This is a genomic window from Pseudoalteromonas sp. TAP-3C (assembly GCF_059888565.1).
Genome location: NZ_CM187618.1, coordinates 1,958,611 through 1,973,218, shown reverse-complemented (window position 1 = coordinate 1,973,218; position 14,608 = coordinate 1,958,611). Strand labels below are relative to the sequence as shown.

Annotated in this window: 15 protein-coding genes and 1 pseudogene; 6 read left to right on the top strand and 10 right to left on the bottom strand. The window is 38.9% G+C overall.

Going from position 1 to position 14,608, the window contains the following annotated elements; translation table 11 throughout:
- Positions 1 to 133: 133 nt before the first annotated feature.
- Positions 134 to 544: a hypothetical protein gene (locus AC6H44_RS09245; RefSeq protein WP_500735188.1), complete on the top strand. Its 411-nt coding sequence runs from the start codon at positions 134 to 136 to the stop codon at positions 542 to 544.
- Positions 545 to 611: 67 nt separating this feature from the next.
- On the opposite strand, the gene AC6H44_RS09240 is transcribed toward AC6H44_RS09245, so the two are convergent.
- Both AC6H44_RS09240 and AC6H44_RS09235 read right to left on the bottom strand, forming a co-directional pair.
- Positions 612 to 1,121 carry a GNAT family N-acetyltransferase gene (locus AC6H44_RS09240; protein ID WP_500738414.1) on the bottom strand — a complete coding sequence of 170 codons (510 nt, stop codon included), beginning with the start codon at positions 1,119 to 1,121 and terminating at the stop codon, positions 612 to 614.
- Entirely contained in the window at positions 1,118 to 1,390 is a 273-nt protein-coding gene (locus tag AC6H44_RS09235; RefSeq protein ID WP_500735187.1) for a type II toxin-antitoxin system TacA family antitoxin, read from the bottom strand. The genes AC6H44_RS09240 and AC6H44_RS09235 overlap by 4 nt, the downstream gene beginning before the upstream one ends.
- Before the next feature lie 148 nt (positions 1,391 to 1,538).
- On the opposite strand from AC6H44_RS09235, the pseudogene AC6H44_RS09230 reads away from it, so the two are divergent.
- From AC6H44_RS09230 to AC6H44_RS09220, 3 genes and pseudogenes are all read left to right on the top strand, one after another.
- Positions 1,539 to 1,748, top strand: a pseudogene (locus AC6H44_RS09230) (class A beta-lactamase); the annotation flags it as partial.
- Positions 1,749 to 1,950: 202 nt separating this feature from the next.
- The gene (locus tag AC6H44_RS09225; protein WP_500735186.1) at positions 1,951 to 2,481 is read left to right on the top strand and encodes a PhzF family phenazine biosynthesis protein; all 531 of its coding nucleotides are present in this window, start codon (positions 1,951 to 1,953) and stop codon (positions 2,479 to 2,481) included.
- A 212-nt stretch (positions 2,482 to 2,693) separates the two neighbouring features.
- Positions 2,694 to 2,858 (top strand): hypothetical protein, encoded by a 165-nt coding sequence (locus AC6H44_RS09220; protein WP_500735185.1) that lies wholly within the window; start codon positions 2,694 to 2,696, stop codon positions 2,856 to 2,858.
- A gap of 373 nt (positions 2,859 to 3,231) precedes the next feature.
- On the opposite strand, the gene AC6H44_RS09215 is transcribed toward AC6H44_RS09220, so the two are convergent.
- Positions 3,232 to 4,530, bottom strand: a complete 1,299-nt coding sequence (locus AC6H44_RS09215; protein ID WP_500735184.1) for an amidohydrolase — start codon at positions 4,528 to 4,530, stop codon at positions 3,232 to 3,234.
- A gap of 398 nt (positions 4,531 to 4,928) precedes the next feature.
- Here AC6H44_RS09215 and AC6H44_RS09210 point away from each other — a divergent pair, with 398 nt between their 5' ends.
- Both AC6H44_RS09210 and AC6H44_RS09205 read left to right on the top strand, forming a co-directional pair.
- Complete coding sequence (locus AC6H44_RS09210) at positions 4,929 to 5,987, top strand: hypothetical protein (protein WP_500735183.1); 1,059 nt, start codon at positions 4,929 to 4,931, stop codon at positions 5,985 to 5,987.
- 53 nt (positions 5,988 to 6,040) lie between these two features.
- Positions 6,041 to 7,108, top strand: coding sequence for a hypothetical protein (locus tag AC6H44_RS09205; RefSeq protein WP_500735182.1), 1,068 nt, complete (start codon positions 6,041 to 6,043; stop codon positions 7,106 to 7,108).
- Positions 7,109 to 7,160: 52 nt separating this feature from the next.
- Here AC6H44_RS09205 and ttcA read toward each other — a convergent pair whose 3' ends face one another.
- The 7 genes from ttcA to AC6H44_RS09170 form a co-directional block, all read right to left on the bottom strand.
- Positions 7,161 to 8,075 (bottom strand): tRNA 2-thiocytidine(32) synthetase TtcA, encoded by a 915-nt coding sequence (gene ttcA / locus AC6H44_RS09200; RefSeq protein WP_500735181.1) that lies wholly within the window; start codon positions 8,073 to 8,075, stop codon positions 7,161 to 7,163.
- A 93-nt stretch (positions 8,076 to 8,168) separates the two neighbouring features.
- Complete coding sequence (gene uspE / locus AC6H44_RS09195; RefSeq protein ID WP_500735180.1) at positions 8,169 to 9,095, bottom strand: universal stress protein UspE; 927 nt, start codon at positions 9,093 to 9,095, stop codon at positions 8,169 to 8,171.
- A 167-nt stretch (positions 9,096 to 9,262) separates the two neighbouring features.
- Positions 9,263 to 10,405 (bottom strand): right-handed parallel beta-helix repeat-containing protein, encoded by a 1,143-nt coding sequence (locus tag AC6H44_RS09190; protein ID WP_500735179.1) that lies wholly within the window; start codon positions 10,403 to 10,405, stop codon positions 9,263 to 9,265.
- A 221-nt stretch (positions 10,406 to 10,626) separates the two neighbouring features.
- On the bottom strand, positions 10,627 to 11,364 hold the full coding sequence (locus AC6H44_RS09185; protein WP_500735178.1) for an FNR family transcription factor: 738 nt from the start codon (positions 11,362 to 11,364) through the stop codon (positions 10,627 to 10,629).
- A gap of 42 nt (positions 11,365 to 11,406) precedes the next feature.
- Complete coding sequence (locus AC6H44_RS09180) at positions 11,407 to 12,078, bottom strand: sulfite exporter TauE/SafE family protein (RefSeq protein ID WP_500735177.1); 672 nt, start codon at positions 12,076 to 12,078, stop codon at positions 11,407 to 11,409.
- Positions 12,071 to 12,238, bottom strand: a complete 168-nt coding sequence (gene ccoS / locus AC6H44_RS09175) for a cbb3-type cytochrome oxidase assembly protein CcoS (protein ID WP_008109812.1) — start codon at positions 12,236 to 12,238, stop codon at positions 12,071 to 12,073. Before ccoS ends, AC6H44_RS09180 begins: the two co-directional genes overlap by 8 nt.
- Positions 12,235 to 14,607: a heavy metal translocating P-type ATPase gene (locus tag AC6H44_RS09170; protein ID WP_500735176.1), complete on the bottom strand. Its 2,373-nt coding sequence runs from the start codon at positions 14,605 to 14,607 to the stop codon at positions 12,235 to 12,237. The genes ccoS and AC6H44_RS09170 overlap by 4 nt, the downstream gene beginning before the upstream one ends.
- Between the last annotated feature and the right edge of the window lies 1 nt (position 14,608).

The window sequence follows — 14,608 nt, the reverse complement described above, 5'->3', positions numbered from 1 at the left end:
CTGTGATTGTTCTATTTATATGTAGGACGTGCTTTAGCGCGTGAAATTGTGAAATAGTCATTAGTACAACCACTTGTGTGGTACCTTTTTTGCAGTAATATTAAATATCTCTTACGGCACGAGGAATTTAAATATGAATGTTTCAAATGTAAGGTATAACGATTCCATTACGACAGCAACTAACGGCAATAAAATGCCGACAGAACATCAGTCCGTAGAAAAAAGTATAAAGCAAAATGATTTACAACCTACAAAGATTGATATGAGAAACATATCAATCGATGAGATTAATTCATTAATTAAATCAGGGGAAAGTGCTTTACTTGATGTGGTTCCATTCATACCACTAAATGTTCTTCAACAATATAATAATGATCCAGAGCAAGTAGGTAAAATTAGAGTGGATTTAATTGGGCAAGTCGAAAAATCCATAGAATTTAAAAAAAGTATTGGTGAAAATACTGACTTTTTAGCTGGGGTTTTAAATAATTTTAAAGATCTTGACAGTAAAGAGGTAAATGGAAAGGTTGATATCTTAGTATAATACGATGAACCTTAACTCCGTCGATAAGTACTAATGTTCTTTTTGGCTGCTTTTTAAACTGTCGACATCAATAAACCAACTCACCAATACTCGCTCTGATGTCTGCCATGGTGATAAATAATTTGTTATCTGCGTCTTTGAATGGGGTGAAGCCGTATTTTTCATAGAAATTCTCAGCACCGTCTTTTGCGTCAACGACGACGATAGGAAAGGCTATTGTTTCACTTGCTATTAATAGTTTTTTAAGTGCATTAACTAACAGCCATTCACCGAAACCTTGGCCTTTATATCTATGATCAACCGCTAAACGTGCAATTAAACCACCCGAAGTTACACTGTGATGCTTTTTTTGTAGTTTAACGGGTAAATCCTGAATATTAATTGGTGTCATTGTTAATGTATAAAAACCAATAATGTGTTCAGGGCATTGTTTATCTTCAAGAACAAATGTACGCGTATTGTCTTTCTTAGCTTGTTGGCTAGCCATAACTTTTAAGTAATTGTTGAGTGCGATAATACCGCAGTCAAAACGGTTTCGGTTATGTTTAGCTTTATCTAATTGGACAGTATCCATTATTGAGCCTTATCTATATAGCGTGCAGCGGCTTTTTGTAATTTACTATTTGCTTTGGCTGGTTGGTCTAACGCAGCCATTAAAGTCATAGTATCTTGCTCACTTAATTGTAGGGCACGCTCACGTTCCATAATGGTTTTTGCTTTTTCTACCGCAGCACTAAGCACAAATGAATTAATACTAGGCATACCAGCAATAGCGGCAGCTTGTGATAGTAGTTCTTGTGTATCAATATCTACACGCGCTGTAATTCGAGGTAATGCAGTAGTCATAATAATCTCCATTCAGTGTCAAAGTAGCACAAACGGATTGTAGTATAATTTTTATGCGCCTACAAATTATGTGTCATTATGGCACATAGTTGGTACAACGAATAGGAGCTGAATTTGCATTTACTTGCCTGAAAATCCCACAATAAAATTGAACCAAAATTGGAACATAGCCGATCGTTCAGGGGCAGGTGGCTTTGGTGCTCGAAGCATTACAGCTGTAGTGTGGAATGAACATCAATCACCGATCATAATTAGCATCTACATAGCGCAAACTGAGGTATCAATGAATGAACGCAATGAGGCGATCGCTAAACTAGGGAACTCCATTTTTAAAGTTTATACATCGCAGTCTCGTTGATAAAGCTAAGGTTGAGGTCTTTCATGGATAAAGAATAAAACCTGATGATCCTGACATAATAGCTAAACCATTGAATCAAAATAGCAACTCGGCTAAGGTTGAGACATCAAAAAAATATAAACGAGCAACCTTTAGGCTCGTTATAGCGGGAGTAGGGTACAGGTGGATATTGAAGTTGTTTTGGTAAGCGCGTTTACAGTTAATGGCAAAGGTGGTAACCCTGCGGGCGTTGTCTTTAGCTGGCTTTTCATATCAAGAAATTTCCCATGTTATTGGTATTGAAAGTAATATACTTGAAAGCACACACTTACCGATTGAAGCTATTTCCACAGGGCTCGCTGATGTGATTATCCCGGTTCCTCGTGGCTATTTAGATACAATAGAGCCAAACGATCAACGTATTGCTGACTTTTGCAAGCAGCATAACCTTGTTGGTTTTCATGTTTTTGAGCTTTGTGAATTACAAAGCAAACGTACAGCAAGCTGCCGTAATTTTGCTCCCTTGTTTGGTATGTCTGAAGAGTCAGCCACAGGGAGTTCTTGTGGTGCTTTAGCCTGTTATCTTAGTAAACATCTTACTGATTTAGGTACTAAATACGTTTTTGAACAAGGCAGGGCTATGAATTGTCATTCAATTATTATGGCATCAGTTGAGTCCACTAATTCAACAATAAGTAGTGTAAAAGTGGGTGGTTTTGCTAATAGAATTGGTACAGTGTTAATAACCGTTTAGCACATCCTGGCTTAACTTTGGTAACAAACAATAGTGTTCTTTGACAGTTTTATGCCTGTGCCTTTGATTTTGGCTTTTCGATACCAACCACATTAAAAATTGCCATGATAGATAGTGATTGTTTTAACGCATTTAATGCGGGTCTTGTGCCTAGTATGTAAATTGCTGCCGTTAATAATACGCAGTACAGTGGTGATGCACTTAAAGATGCAGTGACGGATGCTAAAGGCTCAACAGCGCCAATTAAGCTATTGGTGAAAAACTTTGATCAGTACAGTGAAATCCAGATTGATTATCATGATGGCCTTAAATACCCTCATCTTGAGCGCATTGAAGGAAAACCAGATTACTTATCGCAGCTACTTGCTAAGCGATAAAATAAATTCGCTTAGTTTTATCAATACTTTTAAGTATACCCACAGAGTGTGGGTATATTTATTTTATGCCAACCGATTATGATTTTGCATATACGCTAGGGTCTGTTTACCTTTGCGGATTAAAATTCGTTCAAACTAGGGGCGATTTAATCGCGGCGCGAGGTTTGTAACCTAGTGGGCTAAGTAAAAACCGAGCAACAAAGAGTTAATCGCCCCTAGGCAGAACCCTTCGGGCAGCGCCTGTTTAGCATTGATGCTGCGTTATCGCCTATTTATGGGGAATAACCACACCACATAGGCTCTGCCTTGCCTAAACACCAAACAGGCTGCTGCAAATTTAACCTTGAAAGGTAAACAGACCCTAGTGTGCTGGTTATTTTTTCATTGCAAAATAATCTACAACTAACTGGGTCATCGCATTGACACCGAGTTGCAATGCTTTTTCGTCAGCAAAAAATTGAGGTGAATGATTACTTGCGGTCGTTTTTGGATCTTGACCTTGCGGTGTTACGCCTAAAAAGAAAAATAGCCCAGGGGTTTCAAGTGCATAATAACTAAAGTCTTCAGCACCAGTTATCAGCGGGGTAGTAATAATATTTTCATTCCCTGCGACACGCGCAAGCGTTGGGGTCATTTTTTGTGTTAGTGCAATATCATTCACGGTTACAGGGTAGCCGTGGTTTATATGCACATCGGCTTTTGCTCCGGCAGATTCTGCGACTAATTCAGCGGTTTTCGCCAAGCGTTCTTTTATATCTGCACGCATTGTTTGATCAAAGGTGCGAATAGTACCAATTAACTCAACACTGTCAGGAATAATATTTGAACGTACACCGCCATTAATCGCCCCAAAAGAAATAACAGAAGGCGCTTTGGTTACATCAACTTGGCGAGAGGCGATAGTTTGAGTTGCCATTATGATTTGTGATGAAGCAACAATAGGATCAACCCCGTTCCAAGGGCGCGAACCATGGGTTTGACGGCCTGTTACGTTAATTGTAAACGAGTCTGAGCTTGCCATTAACGGCCCATCTCGAAAGCCAATTTGCCCTGTGTTTAATGAGTTAGTAACGTGTAAGCCAAAAATAGCCTCAGGCTTTTTCTTAAATAGCCCTTCTTTTAGCATTAGCTCAGCACCGCCTTCTTCTCCTTCAGGCGCACCTTCTTCAGCTGGCTGAAATATAAACAGCACCTCGCCTGCTAATTGATCTTTTATTTTTACCAGCGACTCTGCTGTGGCCATTAAAATAGCAACATGATTATCATGGCCGCAGGCATGCATCACTCCTACCTTTTCACCACGATAGGTTGAAGTTTGTTTAGAAGCAAAAGGCAAGTCAACTTGCTCTGTTACAGGTAAGGCATCCATATCGGCACGCAATGCGATTAAAGGGCCTTTTTTACCGCCGCTTAATTTAGCCACAACACCAGTGTGAGCAACGCCTGTTTGTACTTCAAGGCCCAGTGATTTTAAGTGCTCAGTAATGTATTTGGCGGTTTCAAACTCACGGTTACTGAGCTCCGGATATTGATGTAAATGACGACGCCATGTAATGACTTTTTTACTTACGCTGTTAGTTGCTTGCTCAACTTGGGTGCTAAGACTAGTTGCAAAGCTGGGTGCTGAAATAGCGGTTAATAAAAGACTACAGTAAATTGTTTTTCTTAACATAAGGCTTCCTTGGTTTACATATATGTTTACAAATAATCTACCCGATTAAGTTAACAAAAGGTAGCGTATTGTGATAATTGGCTAAAAAGTTTCCGGACTAAATTTTTAAGCAATAAGATTTTTGTATTAATCATGCAAAGACAATTACTGCTATGTGGCTATATAGATTGTAATGATTGTTAATATTATTTATCAACTTTTAAACTGCTTGATATAAGCCTAATTTTATTTAGTTGTTTCGTCGTATTTTTGCAAGCTTTTATTGCCCAATATGCTTATGTAATGGCAAAATATTGCGCTTTTTGAAATTATTAACAATACTGGTTTGTGCTATCGCAATATGAGTAGCCAGTTGGCCAAAGGGCTCGTGCATCTTAGTAACCTCATTAAGGATTAATATGAAAAGTACACACCTATTTAAACGACCGTATTTATTTATGGCATTTATTAGTTTGTTAGTTAGTTTTTCTGCCGTTAGTAAAGAGTATAAAGTGATTTTAATTCATGGCTTACAGGTATCACAGCTTACTAATAAAGCAGCCAGTGATGTGGTAAATGATGGCCAAAGCTATTGGCAGTCTTATTGGGTAAATCGCGCAGATGAGCGTATTGATTGGCCTGCCTATGAGCGAGTCGAAGGAAAAATCACTACCGATTGGGTGTGGCCAAAATTACAGCAGCTATCGCGTTCAAATTTATGTGAGCTGGGCTGTGTATTTGTTACCCATTCAACCGGTGATTTAATTGCCCGATATATTATAGATAATCAAGAGAACTGGCTTGAAAACGCGGGCTTAAAACCACTTAATATTGTTGCCACTTTTGATTTAGCCGGTGCAGGTGGAGGCAGTGAATTAGCTGATTTAGCCGTAAGTACATTAACAGGTGCATCGTGGAACTTTGCAGTAGATGCTGCGCTTAGGTGGTGGCTTGGCAGTGAAGTAAATGAAGCGGTGGGCGTATTACATGATTTAAAAGTTAATAACGCACGCAAAATTGCACCGTTACCTGATACGCGAACGCCACGTTTACGTTTTGTTGCTGATGGTAACGCTTACTTAGGTTTAACGGCTGGTTTTTTACGCGGTAACGATGACTCAGTCGTTGCTACTCATTCATCTTGTGGTGCAAGCTCGGTGAACTCATTTGGTAGCTGTAGCGCCAATATTGACACTAACGGGCATTTAAAATCGCAAGGTAATGCAGTGAATAGCTTTATGCCATATCATTATCCTTTAATGATGACTAACAGTTACAGTCATAACGAAATTCAACAAGCGCAGCGCCAAGGTAATGTAACGGTTGCCATGAATAATATTAATGTAGCAGGGGATACATTAGGGTTTGAAACCGTGGATGAAACCACAGGTAGTTGGTTTTGGAAAAAACAATACCGTTACGTAAAAGACTCTAATAACACCAGTGCATCGGCACTTATATATAATGTGATCCCATAAATGTGATTTTGCGTGCGGCTTTTATGCCGCATGCTTTTATAGGATAAATAACAATGAAAAAATCCTACGTGATCGCTTTAGTGATTGTTGTTGCCAGCTTGGTGTGGTTTTTAGGGCAAGGCAATGCCAGTTACTCTAGCGCGCAAATAACAGCGAAAGACAATAAAAAAACGCCTGAGATTACCACTGCGTCTGTAAACTCAAAGATGCCAGATGCTAAGCCACCCCTAACAAAAACACCGCCAAGTGAGCCGCATGAGTTTAATGAAGATTTAGCAAAAGCCGCATCTATGGTGGCGCAGCAATATCAACAGAGTTTAGCATTTCCGCCTTATTCACAGCCCTTAACACTCAACGATGAAGACCGGCTTAAGCCAAACCAGTTTTTCCCAGTTAGCAGCCCGATTGATGAGCATGAGCAAGGAGGGGAGTTAACAGTCAGCTTGTCTCAATATCATTATGTGTATCCACAAGCGATTAAATTGACCGTCAGCGCACAAAAATTAGGTAAAGCACTAGTGACACTCAGTGATACCGATACCAAGCAGCCGTTAAAAATACACAGCGGGGTTGCCCGTGATAATGAGTTAGCAGTGACTTTTCAAGCTGAGAAAGACTATCCACGAAATTTACAATTATTAGTTGAGGCCGATATAGCCGGAAAAATGATTCCTGTGGTGGCACAAATACAATATATGCCACCCAGTGCCACCCTTACTAGCTTTGAAAATGCTTATCCAATTAATGAAAACATGATAGTGCCTGCTAACTTAACGGTTGAGAAAAGTGGGCTATACCGTTTAAGAGCTAACTTATACAGTGGCACCTCGCCATTGGCGCATTTGGTGGCTAAAGCACGTTTAAGTGAGGGCAGTCAGCAAATTGACTTTAAAGCCCATTGGTCTGTTTTGCCAAAGCATACAGCTAAGCTACGGTTAAGCGATTTTGTTATTGAACGTATGTCGCCAAGCCCGAGTGAGCTAAATAGCTTTGGCAACAGTGAAGAGAGTGAGTTTATTATTGATGATTTTGCTTACGATAGCTTGCAGCAACTGCCTTATCAGGCGAATAAACAAGAGATGCAAAGTTTGCAGTTTTTACAAGAATTAGCAAAAGGTTAGCAAGGGCCTTAGGGATTCATGGGTGTGTAGGTTACTACACACCTATAAAAAATTAGCTTAGATTAATAGTAACAACATCCGCTGAGTCGGTTTCGTCCTGCTCAACAGTCGCGGGTGCTTTGTGTATATCTGGTTGATCTAGCGCGATATAGCCACCGTCAATCACGTCACCCGTTTGCAAATTAGTAAAATCAAATAGTTGATTATCAGCTAAATGCGAAGGCACGACATTTTGCATGGCGGTAAAAATACTTTCTATACGCCCTGGGTGGTCTTTATTCCATTGTTCTAGCATATTTTTAGTGTGCTTACGTTGTAAGTTTTCTTGTGAGCCACATAAATTACACGGAATAATAGGGTAGCCTTGGCTAAACGCATATTTGCTTATATCGGCTTCTTTACAATAAGCCAATGGGCGAATAACCATATGTTCACCGTTATCGCTCATAAGTTTAGCTGGCATACTTTTTAGTTTGCCGCCGTAAAACATATTTAAAAATAGGGTTTCTATCATGTCATCACGGTGATGGCCGAGCGCAATTTTAGTGGCACCTAGCTCTTTAGCGGTACGGTATAAAATACCTCGGCGCAAGCGAGAGCAAAGTGAACAAGTTGTTTTACCCTCAGGAATGATATCGGTAACAATACTGTAAGTGTCTTCTTCTACAATTTTGTATTCAATATTTAAATTATCTAGATACTCAGGCAGTACATGCTCAGGAAAGCCCGGTTGTTTTTGGTCAAGATTAACCGCAAAAAGCGCAAATTTAATAGGGGCAACACGTTGTAAGTGTTGCAGCATGTCGAGCATAGTGTAGCTGTCTTTGCCACCCGATAAACACACCATAATACGGTCACCTTCTTCTATCATGTTAAAGTCCATGACGGCTTGACCAGTGAGGCGACGTAAACGCTTTTGAAGCTTATTTAAGTTGTGTTGTGCTTTGGCTTGAGCAGAATGAGACATTACGCCCCCCTATGTAACAGCTTGGCAAAATTAATTGCTAAAAATAAAGGGGCGCATTATATGCCATATGTAATAACACAGCTATAGCAAACGTTAACTTTCTGCCAGTGGGCTTATATAGCCATCGGGCTTAAGTGCCAGTACATCGCAATCGAGGCTGTCTATAACATGCTCCGCAGTGTTACCTACTAATGCAGCACTTAAACCGGTGCGGCCAACAGTACCAATAACCACTAACTCACTATTTAAACGTTTAGCGACATCGGGGATTACATCTTCTGGTAAGCCTTCTTCAATAAAGCATTGTTCAGAGGTTAAGTTAAACTCATTGGCTAATTCATTCGTCGCCTCGTGGTGGTGCTTCTTAACTGATTCGTTATACAGTCCAGGATTAAACTCTGGGATCTCTATAGCTATATTAACGGGCGTTGCTGGGTAAGCGTTAACTAAATTAAGTTTAGCGCCAGCTAAATCACATAAAAATTGTGCATCTTTTATAATGCGTTTATTAAGTGAAAGATGCTGCTCGTTTTCACTTACCGCATTTACGGCAGCTAGAATGTTCCCGTGTGCAGGCCATGTCATGTCTTTTACAAACAAGACCGGTGTTGGACATTTTCTGACTAAATGCCAGTCGGTTGGGGTAAAAATAACTGATTTAAGCGTACCATGTTGATGAGTACCTTTTATAACGAGATCAAATTTATCATTAATAACGGTATTAATAATCGCTTCGTAAGGGCGATTGTGCCAAATGACTTGGGTATCAATATTCATATTTTGATAAGGAGAAACAAGATCTTTTAACCACAGCTCTCGATCTTTGAGGACGGCTTTACGCATTGCTTCACGTTCATCCTTTGAGAGCATGGTTGTCATCTCATAAGAAAAGTCATAAACCGTCATAAATGCGGTAATACTTGCACCTGACTTTTTGGCTAAATCTATTGAACGTGCGAGGGCATTTTGATCATCTTTAGTTGGGTCAATAACCGCGATAATACGTTTAATCGTTTCCATTGTGCTACTCCATTCACTTAATAGTTATACACTGAGTGTAACGCAAATACACAACAGTTAAAGGAGTAGCACTAAGATTATTGTTCTATATCAAGAAATAAAATTTCTTTAATTTAAACACCCTTTATAATAAAACACGATGAAGGTATTAAGTGCTTTACACAAGTTTAATTATTTTCACGCTTTATTGAAGAGTTGGCTTCTACAGTGAATCCACTCGTTTTTTTCACAAAGCCCACTTCAGGTAGTAAGTTATAAACGTTATCTTTAATCGTAGAAAACAGATAGCTTTTTCCACCTCTACTGAATAAGTTAATAAGATACCAATATTTTTTTTCGGGGTAAACAGTCATGTCAACGTCAATAAAGTGATTGTTATTGATATAAATGCCTCTTACGTATTTATCATCTATGAGCTCGTCGGCTACATCTGACTGTATTCTAATGCCTCCCTTAGAACGTAGCACAGTGTTGTGAGTAAAATAAATATTTCCCCAGTTAAAAGGCTCCGTCACACTTCTTGGTTTATTTGGGTAAGCATTGAGGATAAACTTTTCATTGTCTATAAAGGTATTAGCAATAATTTTTACGTAAGAGTAATAAGTAATTTCTATTGCAGTGCCTTTGGTATTTTTGAACGTGTTATATCTTACTAGAACCTTTGATACAGGTTTAACCGTGGCAAACTTCAAAGATCCCTTTAAACCCTCAAAAATATTATTTTCAACGGTAATATCATGCGTACCTCCATAGTTATTATTCCACGGGTGAGTAGTTGTTACTTGTGTGACATTTTCAAAGTAATTATTACGAATATCAATTCTGAAAGAATTAATTGGCGTATCGCGAGATGATAAGTGAGAAGATGTTGCTCTTATGGCTGCATCGCCAAAATCATAAAAATGATTATGTTTAATTGAAATATCTTCGGAGCCTGCAAAAAGGATACCTTGCTCACCCCAAGCATAATTAATTTTGTCTGTCGTTAACCCTTTAAAAATAAAACCATTAATTTCTATGAAACGTGAATTATAAAAGGATAAAATATACTCTCCTTCAAATTGGTCACATTTTTTTAATACAACGCCAGCATCAGCGGTAATAGCAATGTTATTAAGATTTCTAACAATAATAGCTGAACATATATCGTAAACTCCGGGTTTATCTATCCTAAGCTCGAAATTTTCTGCAGTATTTAATATTAATTCTTTTAATGCTTGTGAATCATCAACGCCATCATTTGGGATCATCGAGCTTGATACTTGGATACTAAAAGATAAGGTAATAAATACGAATAAAAGTTTAGGCATAAGATTGTCCTTCTATGTAAAAGTTAAATAGGACACAGCTGTTTTGGTATTTGAAGTATTGCGTTTTGTATTAAAAGATTGTGCTAGAAAAATAATTAATCATCAGTTTTTAAAAATAAAGGATTAATACCGCTACTCATAGTGTTAGTAGAGATAGAGCATAATTGCAATAATTACGCTCCAATTCAGGGTAGGATTAATTTTAAAATGAGAAGCTATTATTAACGCGGTTTTACAATCGCAGCAGTTTTAGCAAGTGCGTCATTATCTAAAATAGTAATAAATTTACCATCTACTTTAATTAAGTCGGCTTTTTGAAAACGACTTAATAAACGACTAATGGTTTCAACCGTTAAACCTAGGTAGTTGCCTATTTCTCCGCGTGTCATAGTGAAGCGAAATTCCTTACGTGAAAAACCACGTTCACCAAAACGCTCAGACAAGTTATAGATAAAGCTAGCTAATCGCTCTTGCGCTGATTTTTTATTGAGCAGTAATAGCATTTCTTGGTCGTAGGTTATTTCACTACTCATTAAGCGCATTATTTGCTGGCGTAATTTAGGTAACTTACCAGCGAGTTCATCAAGGGTTTCAAAGGGAATTTCACACACCATGGAAGTTTCTAGCGCTTGAGAAAAACTTTGATGTTGCATTTTATTAATAGCGTCAAAGCCAACAAGATCGCCAGCTAAATGAAAGCCGGTAATTTGTTCATCGCCTTGCTCAGATAAAGTGTATGATTTAAACGACCCTGAACGGACCGCATAAATTGAATTTAATGGGGCACCCGATTCAAATAAGTAATCACCTTTGTGTAATGGTTTTTTTCGCTCAATGATGTCATCAAGTTTATCCATTTCTTGACCATTTAAAGAAAATGGCAAACATAACTGGCTAATACTGCAATTATTACAGCTAATAGCACAATTACTTTTAGCACTACTTTGAGAAAAATCCATAAGTTCAATCCGTTAAATTTTTATGCACAACATTTGCTAATGTTAATGCACTAGCTTGTCTGTTGCAATGATAAGCAGGTAGATACCATACCAAATAAGCACACTGCCAAGGGTTATTCGTGTCCATGGATGGTTAAAAAGTGTATTTAACTTTTGCGCGGCCATACCTAGAGTGATCATGGCAGGAAATGTACCTAATGCAAACGCGAGCATCACTAAAGCGCCGTTAATGGCATTACCACTGGTCATCGCCCACGTGAGTGCAGAATAGACTAAACCGCATGGCAACCAGCCCCATAGCGCACCGTAGCCAAGGGCTTTTAAAGGTGAGTCAATCGGCATTAAATATTTATTAAGTTTAATTAAGTGTTGCCAAATGAGCGTTTTACCGAGTTTTTCAAGCCACTGTAATGTAGCGGCTAAACGCATAATATACACACCAACCAGTAGCATAAAAATACCGGCTAAAAATGACAAAAATAATGAAAAGGCTGAATTTTGCGTAGCAAATTGACTACTAATACCAGCAACAAGGGCACCGGCTAACATATAACTTAAAGCTCTGCCGCTATTATAAGCGAGTGAATATAACCACGTTTGGGGTTTATTACTGGCCAATTGCAATGAGCTGGCTATACCACCACACATTGCAATGCAATGGCCACTGCCAATTAACCCCATTAAAAAGGCGCTGACAAAAATAGGATCAATCATTACTTTTATTATGCTGCTCTTTGTCGTCTTCAAACAAGATACTGTGGCCTTGTTTGTTTAAATCAGAGAATTGTTCACCTTTTACTGCCCAAAAAAATACGCCAATGGCAATTAATACAAACAAGATAGCGATGGGGACTAAAATATAAATTATGCTCATAACTTTAATAGCCTTAGTGAATTACATATCACAATAATAGAGCTGGTAGACATACCAATAACAGCCATCCATGGGGCAACTAAGCCCATCGCAGCAAGCGGTAATATAGAGCCATTATATAATAAAGAAAGCGTTAGATTTTGCTTAACTATACGCCGTGTTTTTTTATTAATGGTCAATAAATGATCAATAGAAGCTAAATCACTGTTTAGTAACACGACATCAGCGCTGTTTTTAGAGATATCAGCCCCTGATTCCATGGCAATAGATAAATGCGCGCTGGCAAACACGGGACTGTCGTTTACGCCATCGCCCACCATAGCAATTATTTCACCTTGTGAGGACCAGCGGTTAACAGCGTCTTGTTTATCTTTTGGACTGCAACTGGTTTGCACTGAGTTGAGCTTTAATTTTTTAGCAACTTTTGCGCCAGCATCGGAGGCATCCCCTGTCAACATATGACAGCTAAGGTTACTTGCTTTTAAAGAATCAATGAGTTTATCAGCATTTATTTTTATTTTATCTACAAAATAAAAGCGTGCAACTGCTTTTTTATTAATATAAAGCGAGGCTTGGGCATTGGTTTTTTTAGTGTCAAACCAGCCACTTTTACCAATGGCATAATGGGTGTTTTCATACTGAGCGCTGATCCCAATACCTGGGTGAAGTTGTACGTTATCAAATTTACGCTGTCCTTTAAATTCTTTAAACGCACTGGCAATAGGATGCTCAGAATAGCTTTCAAGTTGCGCTGCAATATCTAAAATTTGCTCTTTGGTGTAGTTATCATTAAGTATGTCAACAGCATCGAGGCTAAATTTACCTTGTGTCAGTGTGCCCGTTTTATCAAAAGCGAATAAAGTCAGCTTTGATAAGGTTTCTAGTACATGCGCTTGTTTGATTAATATACCTTTGCGAGTTAAGGTGGCCACAGCGCAGGTTAATGCGGTAGGGATGGCTAAACTTAATGCGCATGGGCAGGTGGCCACGAGTACTGAAATAGTGATCCAAAAAGCAAGGTCAGGGTCAATTTGATACCAACCAATGGCCGTTAAAGAGGCAAACACCAGTAATACAGCAACAAACCACTGCGCCACTTTATCGGTAATTTCTACTAATCTTGGGCGTTTTGTCAATGCGTTATGCTGTAGGCGAATTATTTGGTTCAGTAGGGTATTTTGACCTAGCTTATTGATTTTTATTTCAATAATACCATCATGATTAACACATCCTGCGTATACGTTATGATCAACATACTTTCGTACTGGCTGATGTTCGCCGGTCATCATTGATTCATCAACGCTGGTATGACCTTTTATTAAAATACCATCGGCAGGAATGGTTTCACCAGCCTTAATTAACACGATATCATTGAGTTTAAGCTTTTTGGCAGAAATGATGTCCTCATTCCCTTGCTCATCAAGTGTACGCGCTGTCAGTGGCAATAACTTTTGCAAGTTAGCGGTAAATTCACTCGCCTTTAACCGCGCTCTAAATTCTAGATATTTACCTAGTAACAGCAAAAAAGTAAACATACAAATTGATTCAAAATACACTTCGCCTACTTCCATTACCGTGGCGTAACAACTGGCACCATAGGCACCAAAAATGGCTAACGATACGGGTAAGTCCATATTTAGCTGTTTTGCTTTTAAGCCGTTAATAGCGTTACTTAAAAATGGCAGGGCGCTGTATAAAATAACCGGGGTGGCAAGTACTAGGCTGATCCATCTAAAGTACTGCTCAAAATTACTATCCATGCCAGAAAACATGCCAAAATACATAGCAAAGGCAAACATCATGACTTGCATGGTCATTAAGCCTGCAACACCCAGGCGGCGAATGTAGGCTTTGGCAGTTTGTTGTTTTTGTTGTTCTTCTAAATCAGATTGGAATGGGTAGGCTTTGTAGCCTATTTCAGCCAGTGAGGTGATCAGTTCACTTAAGGGGGTGGTGCTTTTATTCCACTGAATCATCGCACGGTTTGTTGCGGTGTTTACATCCACTCGTTTTACCGATGTAAGCTTAAGTAATTGCTTTTCAATCAGCCAAGCACAGGCCGCGCAGGTTATCCCCTCAACACTGAGCAGTACCTCTGAGCTATCGTTATGTGTGGAAATAAATTCATCTTGAATATCTTCGTTATCATAACTTTTAATAAAAGCGAGTTGTTCAGGTACCAGTTGCTCTACTTTACCGGCACTGACGGTACGGTATTTGTAGTAGTCGGTCATTCCTTGGTCAACGATATTTTGTGCAACCGCCTGACAGCCAATGCAACACATTGGCTGTGCGGTATTGTCTATAACAACCTGTGCGCTAAATCCTGCGGGCACACTTTCAAGGCAATGAAAGCAACTTTTAGACATA